22 protein-coding genes, 1 pseudogene and 1 riboswitch are annotated in these 24,584 nt (G+C 63.8%); of the genes and pseudogenes, 18 read left to right on the forward strand and 5 right to left on the reverse strand.

Features of this window, described 5'->3' with window-relative positions; all coding sequences use genetic code 11:
- The first annotated feature begins 28 nt into the window (after positions 1-28).
- On the forward strand, positions 29-1,045 hold the full coding sequence (locus SIL87_RS17115; protein WP_319615355.1) for an amidohydrolase family protein: 1,017 nt from the start codon (positions 29-31) through the stop codon (positions 1,043-1,045).
- Complete coding sequence (locus SIL87_RS17120) at positions 1,042-1,860, forward strand: iron-sulfur cluster assembly protein (protein ID WP_319615357.1); 819 nt, start codon at positions 1,042-1,044, stop codon at positions 1,858-1,860. Before SIL87_RS17115 ends, SIL87_RS17120 begins: the two co-directional genes overlap by 4 nt.
- A 269-nt stretch (positions 1,861-2,129) precedes the next feature.
- On the opposite strand, the gene SIL87_RS17125 is transcribed toward SIL87_RS17120, so the two are convergent.
- Together SIL87_RS17125 and SIL87_RS17130 are read right to left on the reverse strand one after the other, a co-directional pair.
- Positions 2,130-2,333 (reverse strand): YgaP family membrane protein, encoded by a 204-nt coding sequence (locus SIL87_RS17125; protein ID WP_319615358.1) that lies wholly within the window; start codon positions 2,331-2,333, stop codon positions 2,130-2,132.
- 164 nt (positions 2,334-2,497) lie between these two features.
- Entirely contained in the window at positions 2,498-3,253 is a 756-nt protein-coding gene (locus SIL87_RS17130; protein ID WP_319615359.1) for a sulfite exporter TauE/SafE family protein, read from the reverse strand.
- Between the two features lie 394 nt (positions 3,254-3,647).
- Between SIL87_RS17130 and SIL87_RS17135 the strand changes: the two genes are divergently transcribed.
- The 5 genes from SIL87_RS17135 (at position 3,648) to SIL87_RS17155 (ending at position 7,591) form a co-directional block, all read left to right on the forward strand.
- Positions 3,648-4,112: a hypothetical protein gene (locus SIL87_RS17135; protein WP_319615360.1), complete on the forward strand. Its 465-nt coding sequence runs from the start codon at positions 3,648-3,650 to the stop codon at positions 4,110-4,112.
- Between the two features lie 223 nt (positions 4,113-4,335).
- The gene (locus SIL87_RS17140; RefSeq protein ID WP_319615361.1) at positions 4,336-5,028 is read left to right on the forward strand and encodes a response regulator; all 693 of its coding nucleotides are present in this window, start codon (positions 4,336-4,338) and stop codon (positions 5,026-5,028) included.
- Complete coding sequence (locus SIL87_RS17145; protein ID WP_319615362.1) at positions 5,025-6,344, forward strand: ATP-binding protein; 1,320 nt, start codon at positions 5,025-5,027, stop codon at positions 6,342-6,344. Before SIL87_RS17140 ends, SIL87_RS17145 begins: the two co-directional genes overlap by 4 nt.
- A gap of 90 nt (positions 6,345-6,434) precedes the next feature.
- Positions 6,435-6,746: a PepSY domain-containing protein gene (locus SIL87_RS17150; RefSeq protein ID WP_319615363.1), complete on the forward strand. Its 312-nt coding sequence runs from the start codon at positions 6,435-6,437 to the stop codon at positions 6,744-6,746.
- 71 nt (positions 6,747-6,817) lie between these two features.
- Positions 6,818-7,591, forward strand: coding sequence for a COG4705 family protein (locus SIL87_RS17155; protein WP_319615364.1), 774 nt, complete (start codon positions 6,818-6,820; stop codon positions 7,589-7,591).
- Between the two features lie 162 nt (positions 7,592-7,753).
- Here the strand turns inward: SIL87_RS17155 and SIL87_RS17160 are convergent, their stop codons facing one another.
- From SIL87_RS17160 to SIL87_RS17170, 3 genes are all read right to left on the reverse strand, one after another.
- Positions 7,754-8,839 carry a phosphatase PAP2 family protein gene (locus SIL87_RS17160; RefSeq protein ID WP_319615365.1) on the reverse strand — a complete coding sequence of 362 codons (1,086 nt, stop codon included), beginning with the start codon at positions 8,837-8,839 and terminating at the stop codon, positions 7,754-7,756.
- Positions 8,840-8,918: 79 nt separating this feature from the next.
- Positions 8,919-9,713: a polyprenyl diphosphate synthase gene (gene uppS / locus SIL87_RS17165; protein ID WP_319615366.1), complete on the reverse strand. Its 795-nt coding sequence runs from the start codon at positions 9,711-9,713 to the stop codon at positions 8,919-8,921.
- A gap of 343 nt (positions 9,714-10,056) precedes the next feature.
- On the reverse strand, positions 10,057-10,962 hold the full coding sequence (locus SIL87_RS17170) for a LysR family transcriptional regulator (RefSeq protein ID WP_319615367.1): 906 nt from the start codon (positions 10,960-10,962) through the stop codon (positions 10,057-10,059).
- 169 nt (positions 10,963-11,131) lie between these two features.
- Here SIL87_RS17170 and SIL87_RS17175 point away from each other — a divergent pair, with 169 nt between their 5' ends.
- The 11 genes and pseudogenes from SIL87_RS17175 to SIL87_RS17225 form a co-directional block, all read left to right on the forward strand.
- Positions 11,132-12,445, forward strand: a complete 1,314-nt coding sequence (locus SIL87_RS17175) for a purine-cytosine permease family protein (RefSeq protein ID WP_319615368.1) — start codon at positions 11,132-11,134, stop codon at positions 12,443-12,445.
- Positions 12,442-13,143 carry a biuret amidohydrolase gene (gene biuH, locus SIL87_RS17180; RefSeq protein WP_319615369.1) on the forward strand — a complete coding sequence of 234 codons (702 nt, stop codon included), beginning with the start codon at positions 12,442-12,444 and terminating at the stop codon, positions 13,141-13,143. Before SIL87_RS17175 ends, biuH begins: the two co-directional genes overlap by 4 nt.
- The gene (locus tag SIL87_RS17185) at positions 13,133-13,810 is read left to right on the forward strand and encodes a cysteine hydrolase family protein (RefSeq protein ID WP_319615370.1); all 678 of its coding nucleotides are present in this window, start codon (positions 13,133-13,135) and stop codon (positions 13,808-13,810) included. Before biuH ends, SIL87_RS17185 begins: the two co-directional genes overlap by 11 nt.
- A 120-nt stretch (positions 13,811-13,930) precedes the next feature.
- The gene (hpxZ, locus tag SIL87_RS17190; protein ID WP_319615371.1) at positions 13,931-14,362 is read left to right on the forward strand and encodes an oxalurate catabolism protein HpxZ; all 432 of its coding nucleotides are present in this window, start codon (positions 13,931-13,933) and stop codon (positions 14,360-14,362) included.
- 123 nt (positions 14,363-14,485) lie between these two features.
- Positions 14,486-14,598, forward strand: a riboswitch (guanidine-I (ykkC/yxkD leader).
- Between the two features lie 84 nt (positions 14,599-14,682).
- Complete coding sequence (locus tag SIL87_RS17195) at positions 14,683-16,236, forward strand: amino acid permease (protein WP_319615372.1); 1,554 nt, start codon at positions 14,683-14,685, stop codon at positions 16,234-16,236.
- Positions 16,236-17,054, forward strand: coding sequence for an urea amidolyase associated protein UAAP1 (locus tag SIL87_RS17200; protein ID WP_319615373.1), 819 nt, complete (start codon positions 16,236-16,238; stop codon positions 17,052-17,054). Before SIL87_RS17195 ends, SIL87_RS17200 begins: the two co-directional genes overlap by 1 nt.
- 8 nt (positions 17,055-17,062) lie before the next feature.
- The gene (locus SIL87_RS17205) at positions 17,063-17,695 is read left to right on the forward strand and encodes an urea amidolyase associated protein UAAP2 (protein WP_319615374.1); all 633 of its coding nucleotides are present in this window, start codon (positions 17,063-17,065) and stop codon (positions 17,693-17,695) included.
- Between the two features lie 4 nt (positions 17,696-17,699).
- Positions 17,700-21,170 carry a 5-oxoprolinase/urea amidolyase family protein gene (locus SIL87_RS17210; protein ID WP_319615375.1) on the forward strand — a complete coding sequence of 1,157 codons (3,471 nt, stop codon included), beginning with the start codon at positions 17,700-17,702 and terminating at the stop codon, positions 21,168-21,170.
- The gene (atzF, locus tag SIL87_RS17215) at positions 21,167-22,960 is read left to right on the forward strand and encodes an allophanate hydrolase (protein WP_319615376.1); all 1,794 of its coding nucleotides are present in this window, start codon (positions 21,167-21,169) and stop codon (positions 22,958-22,960) included. Before SIL87_RS17210 ends, atzF begins: the two co-directional genes overlap by 4 nt.
- Positions 22,957-23,958: a fatty acid desaturase gene (locus tag SIL87_RS17220; RefSeq protein WP_319615377.1), complete on the forward strand. Its 1,002-nt coding sequence runs from the start codon at positions 22,957-22,959 to the stop codon at positions 23,956-23,958. The genes atzF and SIL87_RS17220 overlap by 4 nt, the downstream gene beginning before the upstream one ends.
- A 29-nt stretch (positions 23,959-23,987) precedes the next feature.
- Positions 23,988-24,482, forward strand: a pseudogene (locus SIL87_RS17225) (cysteine hydrolase family protein); the annotation flags it as partial.
- Positions 24,483-24,584: the final 102 nt, after the last annotated feature.

The following is a 24,584-nucleotide window of genomic DNA, read 5'->3' on the forward strand; positions in this document are numbered from 1 at the left end:
TGAACATCAACGGAGGAACGGAGTTACAATGTACAAGGCAAAAGACGGTTCGGAACTTTTCATCATCGACGGTCACGTGCATCTGTGGGATGCCAGCCCCGAGAACATCCGCAATATCCACGGCAAGCAGTTCATCGACTGCTTCTACGGCTACCACGCCTCGCTCTCGCCGCCCGAACAACTCTGGACCCCGGAGAAATTCGCGAAATACGGCGCGGAACAGATGGTCAAGGATCTGTTCATCGACGGACCGGACGATATGGCGATCTTCCAGCCGACCTATCTCAAGGATTTCTACAAGACCGGGTTCAACACGCTCGAACAGAATGCGATCCTCAAGAAGCGCTACCCCGACCGGTTCATCCTGAACGGTGCGTTCGACCCGCGTGACGGCGAAGGCGGGCTCGAAGCGCTTGAGGCGCAGGCCGAAACCTACAAGCTCAAGGGCGTGAAACTCTACACCGCCGAGTGGAAGGGCGACAGCCGGGGTTACAAACTTTCCGACCCTGCTGCCTACAAATACTTCGAAAAATGCGAGAAACTCGGTATCAAGAACATCCATGTCCACAAGGGCCCGACGATCATTCCGCTCGACCGCGATGCGTTCGACGTGGCCGACATCGATCACTGCGCCACCGATTTTCCGAACCTCAATTTCATCGTCGAGCATTGCGGACTGCCGCGCCTCGATGATTTCTGCTGGATCGCGGTGCAGGAGGCCAATGTCTATGGCGGCCTTGCGGTGGTGCTGCCCTTCATCCATTCGCGGCCGGGCTATTTTGCAAAAGTGATCTCCGAACTTCTGTTCTGGCTCGGTGAGGATCGCATCCTGTTCGGCTCGGATTATGGTATCTGGACGCCGCAATGGCTGGTCGAGCGGTTCATGAATTTCGAACTGCCCGAGGAGGTGATGAAAGAGACCGGCAAGGAACTCACCATGACGGCCAAGCGCAAGATTCTCGGCGAGAACGCGGCCCGGCTCTACGATGTCGATATCGCGAGCCAGCGCGCCAAGCTCTCACGGATCGAGATGGCCGCCGCATGAACGCGCGCCACGATGCAGAGGGGCACGAAGCGGCAGGGAACGAGGCAATGGGGAACGAGGCAACGGGGAACGAGGCGCGCATCGCGGAGGTGCGCGCCACCCTCGACCGGGTGACCGACCCCGAACTCGACGAAAGCGTGGTCGATCTCGGCTTCATCACCGCGATCACCGTGACCGCGCCGGATGAAGTCGATGTCGCGTTCCGCCTGCCGACCTATTGGTGCGCCGCCAATTTCTCGTACCTGATGGCCTCTGACATGCGCGAGGCGGTGCTCGGCCTGTCCTGGGTCCGGCGCGCCGTCATCCACCTCGACGACCACATGTATGTCGAGGCGATCAACGAGGGCATCGCGCAGGGCAAGGATTTCACCGAGGTATTTCCCGCCGGGGACGGTCAGGATCTTTCGGCGATCAGGCGCAATTTCGCGCTGAAATCCTTCGAACGCCGACAGGAGATGCTGCTGCGCCACCTGCTGGCCGCTGGCCACCCCCCGGAAACGATCGCGGCAATCAGCCTCGCCGCCCTGGAGGCGCTGAAGCTCGATGCCGAGGGAACCGTACTGCGCACCCGGTACCTCGAACGCCGCCACTGGCCGCAGGACGTCATGACGGTCGGAGAGGGGGTGTCACCATTCGCCTTCGTCACCCGCGACGGTGAGCGGCTGATGCCTGAAACCCTCGGCATCTATCTGCGGCATATCCGGCGGATCGGCCTCAACGCGGAGTTCAACGGCGCGCTCTGCCGTGGCCTGCTGGCAAGCCGCTATCCCGGAACCACGCCGGCGGCAACGCCGGATTTCATCGGCGCGTGCTGAAGCTGGCAAAGGTTCCATTGGCGAAGCCATTCGAATGCCCGCGCATTGGCGGCGTCCGACCACCAACTCCTCCGACCCCATGTCGCCTCGTGGTACAACAAAAATGAGCCAACCTTCACCGACGCAGTCGCCGCCATCCGCCGCGTCCTGTCACCACCGGATTTTTCGATGTCCCGGACAATGACCGCTGCCGTCATGATGCCAACACGCTTGCTAAAAATACGCGTGCAAACTCTATCGCTCGCTGCATGAAATGCGGAAAGTCGAGCTTAGTTGATGGCGCAACCCGGTTTGACGCCCAGGCGTTTGAAGATCATCGCAGCGGGACAAAGGCCCGTGAACCCGGTCTGAAACAGGTTCAGGCCCACAAATCCGGTCAGCAGCAGCCACCACTGGGAAAAGGCTAAAGTCAACGCCACACTGAGCAGTACCATGAAGCCGGCTAACGCGAAGACTGATTTGTCGATATTCATTCTCAGTTCCTGATTTACATTTATTGGGACGAAGGGGATTAGCGGTAAGGCCTCAGCCAAGCGCGTTCGCCAGAGTGCCCCAAATGCAGCCCGGCGCGTTAAAATTAACCGGAGCGTTGGCATTATACAAGTCTCATGCTGAGTGTGACGCGGCAAGGCTCCGGTTATCCGATCAAAATCAGGTACCCGGAGACTGCAAGTACCGCTGCGAGCCCGATCCGTAGCAACGCGTCGGGCAAATATCGGGCTGTAACACTGCCAAGAATGATCCCTGGAATCGAGCCGAGTAACAGCGGCAACAGCAAGTTGAACGAGATGGTGCCAAGCGCCCAATGGCCCATCCCGGCCAGCACGGTGAGCGGCACCGCGTGCGCGAGGTCCGACCCGACGATCCTGGAGGTGGCCATTCGCGGGTAGAGCAGCATAAGCGCAACGGTCCCGAGAGCCCCTGAGCCAACCGACGTCACGCTGACCAGAACCCCGAGAGCGAAGCCCAGCCCGATCGTCAGGCCGGGGCGAGGCCCGGCTGCCGGCTCCGCCGGAAGCAACGCCGGCGCACGCAGTATCCATGGCCGGACGATCAGGGCCGTCGCGGCAAGAATGAGCACCAGACCAAGTATGACAGCACTCAGGCGATTGGCTGCGTCCCCATGGACACCGAGATATCCCAGGCCAAGGAGTGCCAGCGCGGCGCCGGGAAGACTTCCCGTCGCGAGCCGCGCAACGATCCGCCACTCGATCGTATGTTTGAGGCCATGAACGATCGTTCCGACCGATTTCGTTGCGGCCGCGAATAGCAGGTCGGTTCCGATCGCCCGGGAGGGATGTACCCCGAACAGCAGGATCAGCAGCGGCGTCATCAATGCGCCACCACCGACCCCGGTCAGTCCGACTACACACCCGACCACGAAACCCGCCATTATTTCCGGCCACGCCATATGGCCGGTATACCACGAGACCGGCGCAGCGCGCCCCCCGCGCCTGAAATTGCGATCATTGAACGCATGGAACCCCCCACGACCTCGAACGACGAATGGCAAACCCGGAACCGCCATACGCAGATCGAGTGAAAGGCTGAACATTCACCGGCGTGCCGCGCCTACACCGCCTCCGCACCAGAATCCGCAGGTCGAGAGCTGTCGATCCGCCGAAAGCGGATGACACCCGCCGACGAGCGCTTGACGATGCCGACAAAGCTACTCATTTTACTAATATAACTATCCGGGCCCCTCTGGCGAGGACGATGACATGGTGTCGTCCAACCTCGCGATGTCGGATCACCGTACCTAATTCGACGCGTGGCTGAGACGGAATGTGATCCGCACCAATTTTTTTTCGCGATCGGATCATACCATTCTGGCGGCTTCCGCGCTCACGGTGCATCAACTGTGGAGACATCGGCGCGTGGAAAATTGCAGTGTTGATTGTAAACTTATGAACAGTCGTTCGGCCGAGGATGACAACCACCGGGAGAGGCGGTTGGAGTTGTTGATCGGACGCCTGCCGCCCCGCATCCGAAAAGCCGTGCGCTGGTTGCGGCAGCCTTCCAGGCGTTGGGCGCGAATTCCTGCTGGCCTGCTGCTCATCCTGGGCGGTGTGCTCAGCATCCTCCCCATTCTCGGCCTCTGGATGCTGCCGCTCGGTATCGTCCTCCTTTCGGATGACCTGCAATTCCTGCGGAATATGACCGGTCGCATCCTGAAGTGGGTGGAGCACCATCATCCGCAGTGGATGGGCCTCCTTGACCCGCCTGAAGCTGAGGTTCCTGATCCGGGGTAAGCGCGGAAGATCTTTCGAATTATCCCCCCGGCGCTGCCCGAACCGCCGCCGCCGGTATCGATGCTCGTCTGCGGCGCTGCATGCCGAGCAGATCCCGTCAGGTTGACCAACGTTCTGTCGATGCGCTTACAGCAACCGTCGCACTCCGGACGGGTGCGGCGGGAAGCGGGACGGTGCCGCGGGTGGTTACGTCGTTGCTCAATGAACCGGTGGCGGACCGCCCTTGCCCGGCGTCGACCATTGCCGCAATGCTCCGGCCATGCGTGTGTTGCTTATCGAGGATGACGTTCTGATTGGCGACGGGCTGGTAGCAGCACTAAAGGCGGCCGGCATGGCCGTGGACTGGGTCCGCGATGGTTTGGCGGCTCAGGAGGCGCTGCGTGATACGGGATATGCGATCGCGCTGCTCGATCTCGGACTTCCCGGGATGGACGGCATGGCGGTGCTGAGAGCCACCCGGCGCCACGGTGTCGAAACGCCGGTGCTCATCCTCACCGCGCGCGATGCGGTCGAAAGCCGGGTGGCGGGGCTGGATCTGGGCGCCGATGACTACCTGGTGAAGCCGTTCGAGGTGCCCGAGCTCCTGGCCCGAATGCGCGCTTTGTTGCGCCGCCGCGCGGGGCGGGCCACGCCCATGCTGACGACAAGCGAGGCGGCGCTCGATACCGGGACACATGAACTTTCTCATAGCGGGCGGACCGAAACACTACCCGCGAGAGAATATGCGCTCATGCAGGCGCTGATGGAACGGCCGGGCCATATATTGTCGCGCGCACAGATCGAGGAGCGGATTTACGGCTGGGGCGAGGAGGTGGAGAGCAACGCCATGGAAGTGCTGATCCACTCCATCCGGCGTAAATTCGGCAAGGGCGTCATTCTCAACGTCCGTGGCGCGGGGTGGATGGTGCCGAAATGACCCGCGCACGGTCGCTGCGCCGCACCGCCCTGGTCTGGATTACCGCCCTGCTGGCGGTTGCAGGCGTTATCACTGCTGGCGCGGCATATCGGTACAATGAGAGCGAGATGGCGGGATTTCTCGACGGTCAGCTCCGCCAGATCGCCCTGAACGCCGGGCCGGGACTCGCCGTCGACAACGCGCCCACCGCCCCCGACCAGGACCCGGAAGACAGTTTTGCCGTCACCATCTGGGATGTGGCGGGGCATCTGGTGCATCGATCGCTCCCCGGTGCGGATATTCCACTCCAGCCCAGATCCGGCTTTGCCGATGCGCAAGGAGGCGGCGAGACATGGCGCGTCTACACGCTGTACGGCAAAACCGGAGCCGTGCAGGTGGCCCAACGCATGAAAGTGCGCGACGAGATCGCCGGCAACGCGGCAATGGGCGCGGCGCTGCCTGTGCTGCTCCTGATCCCGCTTTCCTGGCTGGTCGTCGGGTTGGCGCTGCATCGCACGTTGCGGCGGCTCGATGGCCTTGCCCACGACCTCGCGACGCGCGGCGCCCTGGCCAAGGACCCGCTGCCGCTCGCGGATTTGCCCGCCGAGCTGAGGCCGCTGGTGGAAGGGATGAACGGACTGATCCTGCGACTGAACGCCGCGCTGGCCGCACAGAAACAGTTTCTGGCCGATGCCGCGCACACGCTGCGCACGCCGATTGCCGCCATGCAGATCGAAATCGGCAATCTCGCCGCCAATGCGATGGCCACAAGCCAGCGCCCACGTTTTGACGCGTTGGCGGCGGGGGCGCGGCGGGCGGGGGCACTGGTTAACCAGCTTCTGCGCCTGGCCAGGCTCGATGAACCAGCTCAACCGCGCCGCGCCAAGTTCGATACCGCCGCATTGCTGCTCGATTGCGTTGCGGATCACTCGCCGCTCGCCTGCCACAAGGGCATCGATCTCGGCGCTGCGATCGCCCCGCGTGCGATGATCTGGGGAGACGAAGAGGAAATCCGTACATTATTCGCCAATCTGATCGAGAACGCGCTCACCTACAGCGCGGCGGGCGGCAAGGTGGATGTCACGCTCCGGCATACGGAGGCAGGATTTTCAGCCGAGATACTCGATGCCGGTCCCGGCCTGCCCCCGGGAGCCGAGGCGCATGTTTTCGAGCGATTCTACCGCGCCGCGCCGCAGGCAGCGGAGGGTTCGGGGCTGGGCCTCGCTATTGCCCGCCGCATCGCCGAACGCCACGGTTTCGGCCTTGAGGTGAGGAACCGCGCGGATGGCGCAAGCGGGGTCCTGGCCCGGGTAACCATGCCGGATTGCCCGACCTAAGTTTCTCCTAAGTCTGCTCCGGCACAACAGACCTCAAGCGTCCGGCGCGAAGCCCGGCGCTCTGGTTGGAACCTTATCTGGAGAATGAACATGAAACTTTCAAATCCCGTCCGCGCACTTGGCGCGATGGCGATACTGGCGGCGTTCGTCGCTCCTGCCCTCGCCTATACCGGCCAGGACCTGGCTGGCGGTGCCAAAATCAGCCTCGATGCCGCGAAGGCAACCGCCCTCAAGGCCCAGCCCGGCACGGTGGCCGATCAGGAACTTGAGAAGGAGTCCGGCGGCAGCGGATTGCGCTACTCTTTCGACATCAAGAACGGCGCGGTCACGCATGAAGTCGGCATTGGTGCCGTAACCGGCGCGGTGCTGGAGAACAGCGCCGAAGGTCCGAACGCGGACTGACCCGTCCATCCCGTCGTTGCCGGCCCGCTCCATCGCGCATGGGGCGGGCGCTTCATGCACAGGACAAGAAAATGACCGATACGTTGAAACAGGGCCTGACCAAAGTGCCGGAAATCGCTCTGGGATTCTGGATCATCAAAATTCTGGCGACGACCCTTGGCGAGACCGGTGGCGATGCCGTCACCATGTCGATGCATCTGGGCTATGCCGTCGGTACGCTGATTTTTCTGGCGGTGTTCGTGGCCGCGGTCATCGCGCAAATTCGCGCCACTCGCTTTAACCCTTATCTCTACTGGCTGACCATTGTGGCCACCACGACGGTTGGCACGACCATGGCCGACTTCGCCGACCGTTCGCTCGGCATCGGCTATGCGGGCGGGACGTCGATTTTGATTCTGCTGTTGGGGGCCTCACTCGCCATCTGGCACGGGGTGGAGGGCAGCGTATCAGTGAACACGGTGGCGACGCCGCGCACGGAGGCCTTCTACTGGGTCACCATCCTGTTCTCGCAGACGCTGGGTACAGCGCTCGGCGATTGGATGGCGGACACGAACGGCCTCGGCTTTGGCGGTGGCGCGCTGGTGTTCGGTGCGGTCATCGCGGTGACGGCGGCAGGGTATTATTTTACCCGCATCTCTCACGTCGCGCTGTTCTGGGCGGCATTCATCTTCACCCGCCCGCTCGGCGCGACGGTTGGCGACCTGCTGGACAAGCCTCTTGCGCTCGGCGGATTGGACCTGAGCCGCGTAGGGGCCTCTACTGTGCTGACGGTCGCCATTATCCTGCTCATTCTTGTTCTGCCCCAGCGGCCAGGGCGGCATCCGGCGGTGCAACGCGCGAACTGACCGCCAGGTTGACCGAGAATGACCGTACCGTTCCAATTCGGGCCGGCCATGGCCGGGCCACGGTTTTCCAGCCGTGCCGCCGGCAGGGCGGCTTTTGAGGTCCCCAGCGCGGCGTTCACGTTCTGAAGCTCACCGCCCATCGTGGCCAGCGGCGTCAAATGTTCACTCGTCTCGACGACGACCGTCCCGCTCCACACGGGCCGCGCCGTTGCAGTTCCCGACAGCACCACCCCGGACCGCCAAAGCCGCAGAATGAGCCGTTGATCCACCGGCACATGGCCACCTGTCGGTATCAGCATGATCGACAGGCAGATTTACCGCGTAACGCCGCATATCGGTCGCATGGGCCATGGCGATATGCAGACTTCCAGCGGCGAGCAGTGCGGCAAGGGACACCCCTGCCAACCCACGGGCCTCGACGTTGGTGTTGGCGTACCGCAGATAGACAATCCCAAGCAGGGCAGTCCAAACCGTACCGAATGCCAGACCGGCTATCACATCCGATAGCCAGTGCGCACCAAGATAGAGGCGGGAAAACGCGATGGCGCCAACCAGGGCGATTGCGGCGAGCGTCACCGCCACGCGGGCGCGGGTGCCGACCTCACGGCAGATCAGCACCACCAGAGATCCGAACAGGGCCGTGCTCACGGTCGCGTGGCTGCTCGGGAAGGAATAGGCGTTCCATCCGTCATAAAGCGCCCCCGGCCTTGATTGGTGCACGGTCACCTTCAGCAGCAGGGCAAACGCACTGGCGCCGCCCACGGACGCCAGCGCGTAAAATGCCGCGCGCCAGGCCCTCTGCCAGACCAGCCAGGCCAGCGCTGCCAGGGTGACGGGGATAATCACCGCGGCATCGCCCAACTCCGTGACTGCCACCATGGCCTGATCCACCACCGGCACGCGCAGCGCCTGCAGCAGATGAAACACCGCCCGGTCAACACGCACCAACGGGCCGCCGGACACAACATCCTGCACCACCCCGAGAAACAGCCACAACCCGCCGATCAGGGCGAGACCAAGCACCAAAAGCCCCGGCACGTCCGGCCGATCCGGGTCGATCAGCGAGCGCACCAGCCGGCGCCGCCAGTCGTCATCCCCGGCAGCGGCCCATTGTCGCATGAGCCCCCGCAGCCGTGCCGCCCGGAGCCGTGCCGCCCGGAGCGTCAGCCAGATTACCAACCCAGCCGCCACTGCCAGAAGCGACATCAGCACCACAAGACGGGCGGCAATCGCATGGATATCCGTCAACACTGCGCCAGCGCGGTGGCGACGTCGAAAATACCGGAGATGAAAACGGTCATGTGCCGGAAAGCGACATGGTTTCGGTTCAGACGCCGAACCGGCGGTCGCGGCGCTGGAAGGCGCGGATGGCGCGGAGGTAGTCGATCCGGCGCATCACCGGCCAGTTCACGTCACAGAAATACAGTTCGCTGTGTACGCTCTGCCAGAGCATGAAGCCTGAGAGCCGGACCTCGCCGCTGGTGCGGATGATCAGGTCGGGGTCGGGCATGTCAGCGAGGTAGAGATGCCGCCGGATCGCCTCCGGGCTGATGTGGGAGGCCGTTTGCGCCGTGGACAATCCCTGTTCCGCACAATGAGCCACCAAGGCCCGCACCGCGTCGGCGATCTCCTCGCGCCCGCCATAGCCGATGGCCAGCGTGACGGTGATCTGGTCATTGCCTTTGGTCGCGGCTTCGGCAGCGTCGATGGCTTCAACCAACGCCGGAGGCAGGAGGTCAAGCCGGCCCATGGCGGCGATATGCACACCCCGGCTGTGAATGTGCGGGTCCGCCGCGAGGGCGCGCATCTTGGCTTCAACCGCGCCGAAAATGCCGCCGATCTCGGTCTCCGGTCGGCGCAGATTGTCGGGTGAAAATACCCAGAGCGTGACCCTGCGCACGCCGAGTTCAACGCTCCAGGCCAGAATATCGTCGAGTTTGGCGGCACCAAGGCGATAGATTGCCTCCGGGTCCCGCAGGCCGCTCTCCCGCGCGTGACGGCGGTTGCCGTCGAGGATGATGCCAATATGTCCGGGAATTGGCAAAGCCTGCACCTGTCGCCCAAGCTGGCGCTCATAGATGCCATAGACCAACCCCCAGAGAGGCCCCGAAATCAACCGCACCCCACGCCTCAACCCGGCCAACCCGCCCGGCCGCGGTTTCAGAGCGGATTGGCTCTCTTGCCCGGCCGTGTGCGATAGAGACGTTTCCTTCATGCTCCCGTTCTGCCGACCCCGTTGAGCGGACGACCGTACACAAACCTGCCAGCTTAGCCCATACGGCCCGAGGACAGATTTCGATCCACCCGTTTCCACCGGCTGAAGAATGAACACGACGTTTTCAGATCCGGTCCGGGCGTTATGTCGCGGTGACGATTCTGGCGACGGTTGCTGCACCTGCCCTGCCGCATAATAGTCGCTCGCCGGGATTCCCGGGGAGCAGGGGCGTGGGCACCGATAACGCCTTTCAAAAACAGTCGTAGCGTTCGGAGAACACCGACAGAATCTGGTCGCAGAAACGCGCGGCGGCGACCGGCAGGGTGCGGCCTTTCAACTGTCCCACATACAACACCCCGTCAGGGACATCGCGCGGATCGATCGAACGCCGGACCAGATCGGGTGTGTCGACCGAGGGCAATCCCAGCGGTATCTGCAACGTAACGATGTTTTCCGCCACCGCATAATGGCGAAGAAATTCGAAGCTGTCCGATTCGACGACCGGTTGAAGCTTCTGTGAACTCCGTCGCGTCGCCGTCTCGAGCAGGTGCCTCACCCCATATGTGGCGATTGGAAGAGCGATGGGAAACCGCAGGCAGTCGCGAAGGCGGAGCATACCAGCGCTCACGAGCGGATGCTCCGGGTGCAGCACTGCTTCAACTCGTTGGCGCACCGCCAACAGCAACTGGAGATCGGACATCCGGACCGGCTCGAATACCAGCGCGATATCGGCCTCCCGCGTGGTCAGCGCCTGCTCCGCCGCTTCGCGGTCGCGAACATAGACGCTGAACGTAACGCCCGGGTGGGCGCGGCGATAGACCGAAATCTGCTCGGGAAGAAAATAGGGCAACATGGCCTGGCTGCACGCGATCGCGACATGGCCGCGCCTTTCTCCGGAAAGGTCGGCGATCATTCCCTTCACCCGTTCCATATCGCCCAACTGCTGGCGGATATGATGGAGCAGAATTTCGCCCGCGGCAGAGAGTCTCACGCCGCCGGGGAGACGCTCGAAGATCGGCACCCCCAGATCCTTTTCCATGGCAAGGATGCGGCGGTTGAGCGCGGTAGAGTTTATCGACAGATTTTCCGCGGCCTTTCGAATGGAACCTGCGGTTGCAACAACTTCGATATAACGAAGCGGAAGAAGATGGCGCATCCTGTGCCTCCGGCTGGCGTGGTGCAATTTCTGCAGCGCCCTAGGGGTGAATTAGCAGTATGCAGCAGCGCCCACAAGCACCATCATGCCGACCGTTCACAATATTAGTGGACACCTCGTAAACAGATAATCACCGAAATCCCGCAGTTAAGTGCAAAGGTAAGTTCCCTTGTCACATAAAGAGTATACCGCCGGCCAGATATCGGAGCATGAAGGTCTCAGTACATTCAAATTGGGAATGGTATGGGCCGGTTTTCCATTCATAATAGCCATTACGATTACGGGATCGGTATTTGCCAGCAAGTCAAGTCTGTTGACTGCGGTTTCAGCAATTGGAATCGGCAGCTTGATTATGTTTGTCTATGTCGGCTTGCTCGGTGAAATCGGGTGGAGAGAACGTCGATCTTTCTCCCAGATCGCCCAGATGATTTTCGGCGACGTAGGTTATTTGTTCGTGGCCGGGTTGTTATCGTTCCTTGTACTAGGCTGGTTCACCATTAACACTGCAATGCCGGCAGAGATTTTTGCCACATCGTTTGGCGTGCCTTATTATCTGGTCGCAACAATCCTGGGGATTGCCTTCGTCCTGGTGACGGCGCGGGGGATCATCGGGATGAACGTCATTTCAAATTTTTCCGTACCTCTTTTCTTCGCACTTATTTTGATCGCGTTCGCCATGCTCGCCGATCGTGGTAATGCCGGAGCGCATCCGCATTATACCACGGTCGGCGATCATTCACTGACATTTCAGGAAATCCTGGCGGGTGTTCTGGCATCCTTCGCCGATAGCGGAACTCTCGCGCCGGATTTCAATCGGTGGGCGACCAGTCGGCGTGCCTCATGGATCTCCGTTTTCGCGGCCTTCCCGCTCGGCTTCGGCATCGCGATGCTGGCGGGGGTTGGGTTCACGGCGATGCTGGCCATGCATGGGCTCGGGATTGCCGATCCGTTTCAGTCGGCCAATCCGATAGGATACCTCGTGGGTCTAGGGGGGGTATTCGCGGTGTTCGCCGTCTTGGTCGCGATCATCAATCAGGGGTCGAATGCAACCCATTGCCTTTACAACAGCGCGCTCGGGTTTTCGAAGCTGTTCCGGCAACGGTATCTGGTAACGACGGCAATTGTCGGAACCATTGGCGTCATCATCGCGGCCACCGGGGTATGGGCGTTTCTGCTCGACTGGCTGGAAATCATCGGGGTCCTGGTGCCTCCGATTGGGGCGGTGGTCATCGTTGCGTCCTACAGCGGCTACCTGGCGCGGCGCAGCAGCGGTGAGCTTTCCGGTATGGCCGTTGCTCCCTGGCTATCGCTGGGGACAGGATGGGTCTGCGGGCTGATTGTGAACTACAGTGCCGCGGTGCGCTACCTTCCCGTTCCCATTGTTTCCTTTGTGGCCGCGGCGATGGCCATGGGCGTGCTCGCCTCGGTGAAGGGCGGACAGCGGCGGCTGACTACCTCCACGCTGATCCTCGATGAAGAATGAGCGCGACCGATGGTTTCAGCGTTGCTGCCAAACCGTACCGGTGGCCCTATGACGGAAAAGCCCAGCCACGGCACACCGCCCTTGTCGTGATCGACATGCAGCATGATTTCTGTGGCGTGGGCGGCTACGTGGACGCCATGGGTTATGACATCGCGCTCACCCGCGCGGTGATCGACCCCCTGCGGCGCACCCTCGAACGCGTTCGCGCCATCCCCGGCATGATGGTCATCCACACCCGCGAAGGCCACCGCCCGGATCTCGCCGACCTGCCGGCGAACAAACTCTGGCGCAGTCGCGCCATCGGCGCCGGCATCGGCGATCCCGGGCCGTGCGGGCGCGTGCTGGTTCGAGGCGAGCCGGGGTGGGAAATCATTCCGGAACTTGCCCCGATACCGGGCGAAATCGTGATCGACAAACCGGGTAAAGGCAGTTTCTACGCCACCGATCTCGAACTGATCCTCCACGCAAACCGCATCACCCACCTGATCCTCACCGGGATCACCACCGATGTATGCGTGCATACCACCATGCGCGAAGCCAACGACCGGGGTTTCGAATGTCTGATGCTGACCGATTGCACCGCCGCGACCCTGGAAAGCAACAAGCTGGCGGCAATCGAGATGATCCACATGCAGGGCGGCGTATTCGGTGCGACCGCCTCGGCAGCCGATTTTTGCGACGCTCTCGATGATCGCTGAAATCGATGCCAGGCCGTTCACCTTTCGGATGCCGATCGATGGCACCGCGCTGATTTTGATCGACATGCAAAGGGATTTTCTCGACCCCGGGGGCTTCGGTGCCGCTCTGGGCAACGATGTCTGCCTGTTGCGACCGGCGGTGGCCGCATGTGGGCGACTATTAGCGACATTCAGGGCAAGCGGGATGCCGGTCATCCACACGCGCGAGGCCCATCGGCCCGATCTGAGCGACTGTCCGCCCGCAAAACGGCTGCGCGGGACACCGTTGCTGCGGATTGGGGACGAGGGACCGATGGGACGAATATTGATCGCGGGAGACGCGGGCACCGAGATCGTCACCGAATGCGCTCCTGCGGCGGGTGAGCTGGTCATCGACAAGCCGGGAAAGGGCGCGTTCTACAACACGGACCTGAACCGATATCTCGGTGACAATGGGATAACGACGCTCGTGGTCGGTGGTGTGACGACGGAAGTTTGCGTGCAGACGACCCTGCGAGAGGCGAACGACCGGGGATATGACTGCCTGTTGATCGAAGAGGCGACGGAAAGCTACGTGCCCGAATTCAAGCGTGTCACGCTCGATATGATCCGCGCGCAGGGTGCCATCGTCGGGTGGACGTGCACCCTGTCCGCTTTCGAAAGCGGTCTGGCACGGTGTTTTCATTAGCTGTTCGACCAACCGGGCTCTGTGTTTGGTCGGGCGGTCGGGTCTTTTGCCTCACGGACATGATATGTCCCTGAACGGACATTATCGGCGGGCCGGACAACCCATTGCGGGAGACCCAGATTGAGCGATGTCGAAATCAACCTCCCCGAGGTGCATGCCGAGCTTTCGGCCATTTTCGATCGTTATGAGCGGGCGTTGATCGAAAACGATATCGATGTCCTGAACGAGTTGTTCTGGCAATCGGATCACACCATCCGCTATGGAATCTCGGAGAACCTGCACGGCTTCAGTGAAATCGCCGAATATCGGAGGCGCGTCGTCAACAAACAGGCGTCGCGCAGCCTGGGCAACACAGTCATCACGACATTCGGCAACAATTTCGGGACCGTCAACACCGAATTCATTGTCGAAGGCGGCAGGGGCCGTCAAAGTCAGACATGGATGCGCCTGAACCATGGCTGGCGGATTGTCGCTGCCCATGTGAGCATGCCTGTCAGCCACGATACCGATTCAGGGCAACGACGATCGGCGGCCGCCGATAATACTGCCTAATCAGTGTATTGTATGATCACTGATTAACCATTTATCGCTCATAAAATGGCCATCTAGCAGAAGAGACCCGCTATTTTTAGCCGATCTGCTTACAAATGGATCTTGGCATGGATTTTGCTGTTATTGATCCGTCGCTAGGGTTCCGGTTGGTGTCTACAGTGCCGATGCTGGTCCGAGAGCAACAGCCGGGCGGGAGACATCCGCGCGGTACACGGCGGGACAAAAGCCCGGGAGAGCGTTTTCATGCGGGGGTTGCATGCGCTGTCCACATCCGATCCTCGCTTCACATCGACGACCGATCTGAAGGAGGCTCCGACCGAATGAGCGATACCCCCATCACCCCGACCGATCACGCCGACGGGCTACGCGATCTCGGCTACATTCAGGAACTCAGGCGCGAACTCGGCCCGTTCGCCTCCTTCGCCTCTGGGTTTTCCTTCGTTTCGATCCTGACCACGGTTTTCGAGCTGTTCGCTTTCGGCTTCGGACTTGGCGGACCGGCGTTCTTCTGGACCTGGCCGATCGTGTTCATCGGCCAGTTCTGCGTCGCGCTGGTGTTTGCCGAACTCTCGGTCCGCTTTCCGGTCTCGGGCGCGATCTACCAATGGTCCCGCCGGGTCGCGACCGACCCGCTCGGCTGGTTCGCGGGCTGGTTCATGCTGATCGGGTATATCGTGAGCGTCTCGGCCATCGCGATTGCGATGCAGGCCGCCCTGCCCGGCGTGTGGTCGGGCTTTCAGCTCGTCGGCGGCAACGCCTCGCCGACGAGTCCGACCGGCGCGCTCAACGCCATCGTTCTCGGCTCGATCGTGATCCTGATCTGCGGCCTCATCAGCGCCTTTGGCATCAAGCGGCTCGCCACCCTCACCATCATCGGAGTGTCCACCGAGATTTTCGGGGTCTGCCTGCTCATCGTCATCCTGTTCACCCATACGGTGCGCGGCCCCGGCGTGATCATGACCACCGGCGGCGTCGAGGGCCACGGTTCCTACATCTGGCCGTTTCTCGCCTCGATGCTGATGGCGACCTATGTGATGTACGGGTTCGATTCCGCCGCCGAACTTTCGGAGGAAACCCGCGATCCGCGCCGGACCGCGCCCTCGGCGATCACCCGCTGCATGCTCGTTTCGGCGGTCGGCGGCGGACTGGTTCTGCTCGGCACGCTGATGGCCTCTCCCAGCCTCGGCGCTGATCTCGCCAATAACGGCATCGCCTATGTGTTGACCGCGCAGGCCGGCAACGTTCTCGGGCGGATCATGCTGGCGATCGTCAGCGTGTCGATCTTTTCGGCGGCCCTCGCGATCCAGGCTTCGGCGGCCCGGGTGATGTTCAGCATGGCGCGCGATGGCCGCCTGCCGTTCTCGCGCGCGCTGTCCACCGTTTCGAAACGCACGGCGACGCCGCTGCTGCCGAGCTTCGTGGTCTGCATGACCGCGATCGGGATCCTGCTGCTCAGCCTCGGTTCAGCCAGCGTGTTCGGCGATATCACCAGCGTCGCCGTCGTCATCGTGTATCTGGCCTATCTCCTCGTGACGCTGCCGTTGCTGATCCAGCGCCTGCGGGGTCATCCGGTCTATTCCAAACCGCCGCTCGCCGGGCATTTCACGCTGGGCAGATGGGGCCTGCCGGTCAACCTCGTCGCGGTGGTGTTCGGCGCGGTGCTGATGGTCGATGTCGCCTGGCCGCGCGCGGAGATCTATAATACCGGCAATGGCCCGTGGCCGATGACCTGGTTTGCGCCGCTGTTCATTCTCGGGGCCACGATCGTCGGCGCCATCGCGTATCCCATGATGCGCCGGCAGGCGGCCTCGAAAGCGGTAATCATGCCGGACGCGACCGGCCTTACCACCGCACTCGGCCAGGACCCGGCCTGATGCTCGACCTCGATCGTTTGACACCTGACGAGTATCGCACGCGCTATCTCGAACTTCAGTTCCGCGCCCGCGCGAGGGCCGGTGCATCGAGCCCAACCGATTTGCCGATGATCCCCCCGGATGACGTCATCGCCACCGAGACCATCCCGCCCGGCGCCTATGCCAGCTTTCGTATCCGCCGGGGCGAGGCGCTGCACATCGTCAATCCCGCCGGTACGCCGGGTGCCAGCCTGATGCTGTGGAACGCCGATGATCCCTCGGAACGCTTCAACGCCGGCGATACGCTCAAGCTGCAATGGACCACGCGCCTCACCACCGGGCGTGTGCTGTTCTCGGACATGGGGCGCATCCTCGCCGCGATCATCGCCGATAGCGGTTCCGGTCATGATGCGGTGCTCGGTCCTTCGACCGATGCCGTTCTCGGTCCTTCGACCGATGCCGTTCCCGGTCCTTCGACGCCCGATCGCGGTGCCGGGCGCAACGGGCGCGACAATCTGCGCAACGCCGCCGGTAAATTCGGCCTCAGCCGGCGCGATCTCGCCACCAGCCTCACGCTGTTCGCCGATCTCGCGGTGGGTGAAGACGGCACCATGTGCCTGCGCCGCGCGCCGTCGCCCGGAAGTTTCGTCACCTTGCGCGCGGAGATGAACCTGCTCGTCGCCCTGTCCAACACACCCCACCCCTTGGCAGCAGGCGGCGCGACCGGCTCGATCATCGTGACCCGTTATCGCACCGCTGCCGATGCCGCCGCCTTCTGCCGCGCGTTCAGCGAGGAAGCGCGGCGCGGCTTCGAAAACAACGACGCCTACTTCGCCTGAGGACCATCATGCTGACCACCCGCACCAATGCCCTGCTCGATGTCACCGTACCGGCCCGCGCCCCCTTCTCGGCGGTGCTGGACCCGGGCCAGACGCTGCGCATCATCGACCTCGAAAGCCAGCAGGCGGTCGATGCGCTGTTCTACAACGCCGATGACCACACCGAGCGCTATTCCGCGCAGGACACGCTGCTCGCCCAGGCGCGGGCGGGCGGGCGCTACGACCTCACCACCGGCGCGATCCTGCGCTCCAACGAGGATCGTCCGATGGCGACGATCATTGGAGATACCTGCGGCTTTCACGATACCAGCGCGGGCGCGTGCTCCTGCGAATCCAACACCGTCCGCTTCGGTCACGAAACCCGGTACATGCACGCCTGCCGCGAGAACTTCCTGACCGAACTGGCAAAATACGGCATGGACAAGCGCGACATCGTGGCCAACGTCAATTTTTTCATGAACGTGCCGATCCGCCCGGACGGCGAACTGACCGTGGATGACGGGGTCTCCGAACCCGGCGGCTATGTCGATCTGCGCGCCGAGATGCGCCTGCTGGTGGTGCTGTCGAACTGCCCGCAGGTCAACAACCCCTGCAACGGCTTCCGGCCCTCTCCGATCCGCTGCGTCGTGTGGGATCGCTAGACCGGTGTTCAAGCGCGTCCTGATCGCCAATCGCGGGGAGGTTCTCGGCCGGATCTGCCGCACCCTCAGGCGGATAAACATCGCCTCCGTTGCGGTCTATGCCGATGCGGACCGGTTCGCGCCCCCGGTGCTCGCGGCGGATCATGCCGAGCCGATCGGTGCCTCCCCGGCCACTGCGAGCTACCTGAACATCGAGGCCATTATCGCGGCGTGCCATCGCAGCGGGGCGGATGCCGTGCATCCCGGCTACGGCTTCCTTGCCGAGCGCGCCGATTTCGCCGAGGCGCTCGGCGCCGAACACATCACCTTCATCGGGCCCCGCCCCACCCATCTGCGCGATTTCGGCCTCAAGCACACCGCGCGTGCCCTGGCCGCCGCCGCAGGTGTCCCGCTGCTCCCGGGCTCGGACGTTCTCGCCGGTCGCGACGATGCCCTGGCTGAGGCCGCGCGGATCGCCTACCCGGTGATGCTCAAGAGCAGTGCCGGCGGTGGCGGCATCGGCATGGCGATCTGCCGCGATGCCGCCGAACTTGCCGCGCGGTACGACGCCATCGCTCATCTCGCCCGCGCCAATTTCGGCGATGCGGCGCTCTTCCTCGAAAAATACGTCGAGCACGCCCGGCACATCGAAGTCCAGATCTTCGGGGACGGCGCAGGCTCCATCCTCACCCTTGGCGCGCGCGATTGCTCCTTGCAGCGGCGCAACCAGAAAGTGATCGAGGAATCTCCGCCGCCCGGGGTCGAGCCCGCCACCATCGCCGCGATGCAGGACGCTGCCCATGCCCTCGCGGCCAGTGTGAACTACGCCTCCGCCGGCACGGTCGAATTCGTCTATGATCAGGCAAGCGGCGATTTCCACTTCCTGGAGGTGAATACCCGCCTGCAGGTCGAGCATGGCGTCACCGAGGCGATCTACGGCATCGACCTCGTCGAATGGATGATCCGCGAGGCCGCCGGCGGCTTCACCCTGCCGCGCGTCCACCAGACGGGCCATGCGATCGAGGCCCGCCTCTACGCCGAAGATGCCGCCCACGATTTCACCCCCGCAACCGGCCGGATCACCGTCGCCCGGTTTCCCGACAATCTGCGGGTCGATACCTGGATCGAGCCCGGGACCCCGATCACCCCGTTCTACGACCCCACCCTCGCAAAGCTGATTGCGACCGCCCCCACCCGCGACGCCGCCATCGCCCGCCTGCGCACCGGCCTCGCCACCACCACCATCCACGGGGCCGCGACCAATCGTGACTATCTGATCGCGGCGCTCGACCGTCCGGATTTCCGCGCCGGCACCATGACCACACGGAGCCTTGCGGACCACGCTGCGCCGTCCCGCAGCGTCCGGGTGCTGGAGCCCGGCGCGCAATCATCGCTGCAATCGATCCCGGGGCGGCGTGGCTACTGGCATGTCGGCATCCCGCCCAGCGGCCCGATGGACGCGCGCAGCGCCGCCCGCGCCAACGCCATCGTCGGCAACCGGCCCGATGCCGCCGTGCTGGAATGCACCCTCGCCGGCCCGCGCCTGCAGTTTCGCAGCCGGGCCGTCATCGCGTTGACCGGTGCCGCCATGGCCGCGAGCATCGATGGCGTGACGATCCCGCATGAGGCCGCCGTCACGATCGAACCCGGCGGGATCCTCGCGATCGGTGCTATCGCCGGCCCGGGCCAGCGCAGCTATCTCGCCGTCGCGGGGGGATTCGTCGCCGCCGATTGCCTCGGCTCAACCGCAACCTTCACCCTCGGCGGCTTCGGCGGCCACGCCACCGGCGCGCTGCGGACCGGCGATGTCATCGGCCTCGCGGAGGAGCCCGCGATCCCGTCGATCCCGATTGCCGCAGCCCCTATCACCGACACATGGCAGATTACGCTGATTCCCGGCCCGCATGGCGCGCCCGATTTCTTTACGCAGGCCGACATCGCCACCCTGTTCACCGCCCCCTACGCGGTCCACCACAACTCATCGCGCACCGGGGTGCGCCTGATCGGCCCGAAACCCGCCTGGGCCCGGGCGGATGGTGGCGATGCCGGGCTGCACCCCTCCAACATCCACGACACGCCCTATGCGATCGGCGCCGTCGATTTCACCGGCGACATGCCGATATTACTTGGCCCGGACGGACCCTCGCTCGGCGGCTTCGTGTGTCCCGGCGTCATCGCGTCCGACGAATTGTGGAAACTCGGCCAGCTCCGCCCGGGCAACATCGTTCATTTCACCCGCGCCGACTCCGACCCGATCATCCTGCACCGCTCGGACACCATGACCATCCGGCGCGCCGGCGATGAGAACATCCTGATCGAATTCGGCGCGATGACGCTGGATTTCGCCCTCCGCCTGCGCGCCCACGCCCTGCAACGGGCCCTCGCCGAGCAGAACCTGCCCGGCATCATCGACCTCACCCCCGGCATCCGCTCGCTGCAGGTCCATTTCGACCCCGCCCGCCTCGACCGCGCCACCCTGCTCGGCCTGATCCGCACCCTCGAGCCGGACCTGCCCGATCCCGCCGCCATGATCGTGCCCTCCCGCATCGTCCATCTGCCGCTGTCGTGGAAGGACAGCACGGTGCTGCTGGCGATGCGGAAATATCAGGAGACCGTGCGCGAAGACGCCCCCTGGTGCCCCGACAATGTCGAATTCATCCGTCGCATCAACGGTCTCGACTCCGAAGCCGATGTCCGGCGGATCGTGTTCGACGCCGATTACCTCGTCCTCGGCCTCGGCGATGTCTATCTCGGCGCGCCGGTCGCCACGCCGATCGACCCGCGCCATCGCCTGGTCACCACCAAATACAACCCCGCCCGCACCTGGACGCCGGAGAACGCGGTGGGCATTGGTGGCGCGTATCTCTGCGTCTATGGCATGGAGGGTCCCGGCGGCTATCAGTTGTTCGGCCGCACGATCCAGATGTGGAACAGCTTCCCCAACGGCAAACCGCCGTTCGGCGATACCCCGTGGCTGCTGCGCAATTTCGACCGCCTGCGGTTCCATCCGGTGACCGAGGAGGAGCTCGCCGAAGCCCGCGCCGCCTTCCCCCACGGACGCTACCCGATCACGATCGAGGACGGGCATTTTTCCCTCGCGGCACATGAGGCGTTCGTTGCCGCCAACACCACCGCGATCGCGACGTTCCAGACCCGCCAGCGCGCGGCCTTCGCTGCCGAACGCGCGGCCTGGGCCGAGGCCGGGCTCGACACAGCGCCCTTGCCCGAGATTGCGCCGATCACCGTCGATACGCCGCTGCCCCCGGGGAACCGGGGCGTCGCCGCGCCGGTTCCCGGTAGTATCTGGCAGGTTCTGCATGGGCCGGGCGATCGGGTCGAAGCCGGAGACTCGCTGATGATCGTGGAATCGATGAAAATGGAGGTCCAGATCCCTGCGGATGTTTCAGGCGTTGTCGTCTCGGTCGCAGCGGTGCCCGGTCAGGTGGTTCGTGCCGGCCAGCGCGTGGCGGTGATCGCCATGGACGAAGCGGCATGATCCCCGATCCGCTCGAAATCGCGGTCCTGCGCCGGATGATCCGCGAAGGACAACTGACCGTGCCGGAACTGGCGGGGATGTTGCACGACCGCGCCGTCGCCTATCCCGATCCTGCGGTCTTCATCGCCTTGCGCGACCGGGCCGACCTGCTGGCCGAAGCCGCGTCGATCGACCCCGGCCTGCCGCTCGCCGGCATGGTATTCGCGGTCAAGGACAACATCGACGTGGCAGGGCTGCCGACGACCGCAGCCTGTCCCGCTTTCTCCTATGTGCCGGTGAAGGATGCCGCCGTCGTGGCCCGCCTGCGCGCGGCGGGCGCAATCCCGCTCGGCAAGACCAATCTCGACCAGTTCGCCACCGGGTTGAACGGCACCCGGTCCCCTCATGGCGCGCCACGCTCGGTATTCGACAACGCCTATGTCTCGGGCGGCTCGTCATCGGGCTCGGCCGTCGCGGCGGGGGCCGGGCTTTGCGTCTTCGCCCTCGGCACCGATACGGCGGGCTCCGGTCGGGTTCCAGCCGGGTTCAACAATCTGATCGGCCTGAAACCCACGCGCGGCCGCATCCCCGCCAGCGGCGTGGTGCCGGCCTGCCAGAGCCTCGATTGCGTCAGCATCTTCGCCAATTCCGCCGCCGATGCGGCACTGCTCCTTGCCATCGCCCAAGGCCATCAGCCTGACGATCCCTACAGCCGCGTACCCGCCGACATTGCCTTGCCGCCCCGGCCCCGGATCGGCGTTCTCGCCCCCGCAGAGCGGGTCTTCGCCGATGATGCCGCCTACGCTGCCCTCCACGAAGCCGCGCTCACCCGGGCCACCGCCCTGGGATGGACGCTGGTCGAAATCGATTACGCGCCGTTCCGCGCGGCGGCGGCCCTGCTCTACGAGGATGCCTTCGTCGCCGAACGCCTCGCTGCGATCCGGCCGTTCTTCCACGGCCATGCCGACGCGATGGACCCTGTCGTCGCCGCAATCATCGGGGGTGCCGAACGTTTCGACGCAGCGGACGCGTTCATTGCCGCCACCCGCCTGATGGCGCTGCGCCAGCAGACCGACGCCATTCTCGCGGGCATCGATGCGCTGCTGCTGCCGACCAGCCCGACGATCTACACCGTGGCCGAACTGCGCGCCCAGCCCATCGCCCGCAACGCCATGCTCGGGCGCTACACCAATTTCGTGAACCTGCTCGATCTCGCAGCGGTGGCGCTGCCCGCCGGTTTCCGGCCGGACGGGCTGCCGTTCGGCATGACCCTGATCGGCCCCGCGTTCAGCGACCGCGCCCTGCTTCACCTCGCGGATGTGCTGCATGACGCAATCGGCGCCGGTGCCGGAGCGACCCGCGCGCACCCGACGACGACCCTGCCCCGCCCCGTGGACGACCGCATCTCCCTCATCGTCGCCGGCGCCCATTTGTCCGGTATGGCGCTCAACCACGAATTGACCGACCGCGGTGCGATTCTTGAGGACGTCACAACCACCGCGCCAGCCTACCGCCTGTATGCCCTTTCGACCACGCCGCCGAAGCCCGGACTGGTCCGCGACGAGACCAGCACCACCGCGATCGCGGTCGAACGCTGGTCGCTGACGCCTGCGGCTTTCGCCAGCTTCGTCGCCTCACTCCCGGCCCCCATGACCATCGGCAAGGTCGAACTCGCCGATGGCGCTCTCCATCCGGGCTTCTGCTGCGAGCCCACCGCCATCGCCCATGCCACCGACATCACTGACCATGGCGGCTGGCGGGCCTACCGCGCCAGTATTTCGGCACCCCCCGTTCAGGAGGCAATCACATGACCCGTCTTTTTCGCTACCCTGACGGCATCGTCCTTAACCTCGCCGCGCTGGGGTATGCCGTTTCAGGCTGGGTCGGTGGCATCGCCCTGATCGTTGCCGCAGGACCGATCGGGTCGATCTGCGGGATTCTGCTGATTGCTCACGCCCTCGCGATCAGCGCCTATCTGATCCATGAATGCGAACACGGCACGATTTTCGCGCGCACCCGCCACAACGACCGTCTGGGCGCTGCACTGGCCTGGATGTCAGGCGCCTGCATCGCGCCTTATGCCGGGCTCAAGGAAAAGCACCTTCGCCATCATGCCGACCGGCTGGATGTGGTCAGCTTCGACTATCGCGCCGTACTTCAGGCCGGACCTTCCTGGTTCCGGACCGCCGTGCTTGCGCTGGAATATGCCTACATTCCCGCGGTCGAGTATCTGATGCGCGGGCTGATCATCGGTCACCGCTGGCAACTGGGCGGTTCATCGCGGGTCAGGATCGTGACGGTGCTGGCCATCCGGTTGGCGGCGTTCACAGCCCTCGGCATCGCCGCCCCGGCGGCCCTGATCGCCTACGCGATCGCCTATGCGGTCTTTCTCCACATCCTGCGGTTTCAGGATGCGTTCCAGCATACGTTCGACGTCTATCATGCGCCCGATCTAGCAGCGGCCCCCGCGGCATTGGTGCGGGATCGTGCCTACGAGCAGGCCAACACCTACTCCGACGTGGTCAGCGCCGATCATCCCTGGATGAATGCTCTGGTTCTGAACTTCGCCTATCACAACGCGCATCACGCGAAACCCGCAGAACCCTGGTATCGCCTCGGAAAACTGCACCGGAAGCTCTACGCGGAGGACAGCACCCAGGTCCTGCCGGTCCGCATGCTGCTCGCGAGCTATCACCGCCATCGAGTGACCCGCGTGATGGCCGCGCATTACGGCAGCGTGGCGCCCGAAGGGGACCGGGCAGCAGGGTTTCTCGGTGCGGTCGGCGTTTCCTTCCTTACGGCTTCATGATGAAATCGGCTGCTCTCGTCATCATCGATATGCAGCGTGACTTCTGTTGCCCCGGCGGATACGCCGATCGCGCCGGCCTCGATGTCGAGCAGCTCGCCGCGCCGATTCCCAAAATCGTCCGCCTCCTCGACCGTTTCAGGACGAAGGGGATGACGGTCATCTACACGCGCGAAGGGCATCGTCGCGATCTGTCGGATTGTTCGCCACGCAAGCTGCGCCGCTCCGTCCTGGCCGGCGCGGCGATCGGCTCCGAAGGAGCCTTGGGTCGCGCGCTCGTGCGGGGCGAATACGGCCATGACATCGTCGATGAATTGTCGGCGCAGCCCGGCGATATCATGATCGACAAGCCTGGCTATTCGGCATTTCACGCGACCGACCTCGATCATATCCTCAGGGCACGCGCGATCGAGACCCTGATCCTGACCGGCGTGACGACGGATGTATGCGTCCATTCGACCCTGCGATCGGCGATTGATCATGGTTATGACTGTCTGACGGTTTCCGACGCGACAGCCTGCCACGATCCGCGCATCCAGCATGCAATGCTTCAGTTGATCGAGGGCGAGTCCAACATCTTTGGACGAGTCATGGCCTGTGACCTCTCTGTGCTGCACTTGATGATCAGG

Source organism: Acidiphilium acidophilum (genome assembly GCF_033842475.1).
GTDB lineage: Bacteria > Pseudomonadota > Alphaproteobacteria > Acetobacterales > Acetobacteraceae > Acidiphilium > Acidiphilium acidophilum.

Excerpts from the sequence above, each read along its gene's own strand:
- SIL87_RS17115 (WP_319615355.1), top strand. The coding sequence starts at position 29 with ATGTACAAGGCAAAAGACGGTTCGGAACTTTTCATCATCGACGGTCAC.
- SIL87_RS17120 (WP_319615357.1), top strand. The coding sequence starts at position 1,042 with ATGAACGCGCGCCACGATGCAGAGGGGCACGAAGCGGCAGGGAACGAG.
- SIL87_RS17125 (WP_319615358.1), bottom strand. The coding sequence starts at position 2,333 with ATGAATATCGACAAATCAGTCTTCGCGTTAGCCGGCTTCATGGTACTG.
- SIL87_RS17130 (WP_319615359.1), bottom strand. The coding sequence starts at position 3,253 with ATGGCGGGTTTCGTGGTCGGGTGTGTAGTCGGACTGACCGGGGTCGGT.
- SIL87_RS17145 (WP_319615362.1), top strand. The coding sequence starts at position 5,025 with ATGACCCGCGCACGGTCGCTGCGCCGCACCGCCCTGGTCTGGATTACC.
- SIL87_RS17150 (WP_319615363.1), top strand. The coding sequence starts at position 6,435 with ATGAAACTTTCAAATCCCGTCCGCGCACTTGGCGCGATGGCGATACTG.
- SIL87_RS17155 (WP_319615364.1), top strand. The coding sequence starts at position 6,818 with ATGACCGATACGTTGAAACAGGGCCTGACCAAAGTGCCGGAAATCGCT.
- SIL87_RS17170 (WP_319615367.1), bottom strand. The coding sequence starts at position 10,962 with ATGCGCCATCTTCTTCCGCTTCGTTATATCGAAGTTGTTGCAACCGCA.
- biuH (WP_319615369.1), top strand. The coding sequence starts at position 12,442 with ATGAGCGCGACCGATGGTTTCAGCGTTGCTGCCAAACCGTACCGGTGG.
- SIL87_RS17185 (WP_319615370.1), top strand. The coding sequence starts at position 13,133 with ATGATCGCTGAAATCGATGCCAGGCCGTTCACCTTTCGGATGCCGATC.
- SIL87_RS17195 (WP_319615372.1), top strand. The coding sequence starts at position 14,683 with ATGAGCGATACCCCCATCACCCCGACCGATCACGCCGACGGGCTACGC.
- SIL87_RS17200 (WP_319615373.1), top strand. The coding sequence starts at position 16,236 with ATGCTCGACCTCGATCGTTTGACACCTGACGAGTATCGCACGCGCTAT.
- SIL87_RS17205 (WP_319615374.1), top strand. The coding sequence starts at position 17,063 with ATGCTGACCACCCGCACCAATGCCCTGCTCGATGTCACCGTACCGGCC.
- atzF (WP_319615376.1), top strand. The coding sequence starts at position 21,167 with ATGATCCCCGATCCGCTCGAAATCGCGGTCCTGCGCCGGATGATCCGC.
- SIL87_RS17220 (WP_319615377.1), top strand. The coding sequence starts at position 22,957 with ATGACCCGTCTTTTTCGCTACCCTGACGGCATCGTCCTTAACCTCGCC.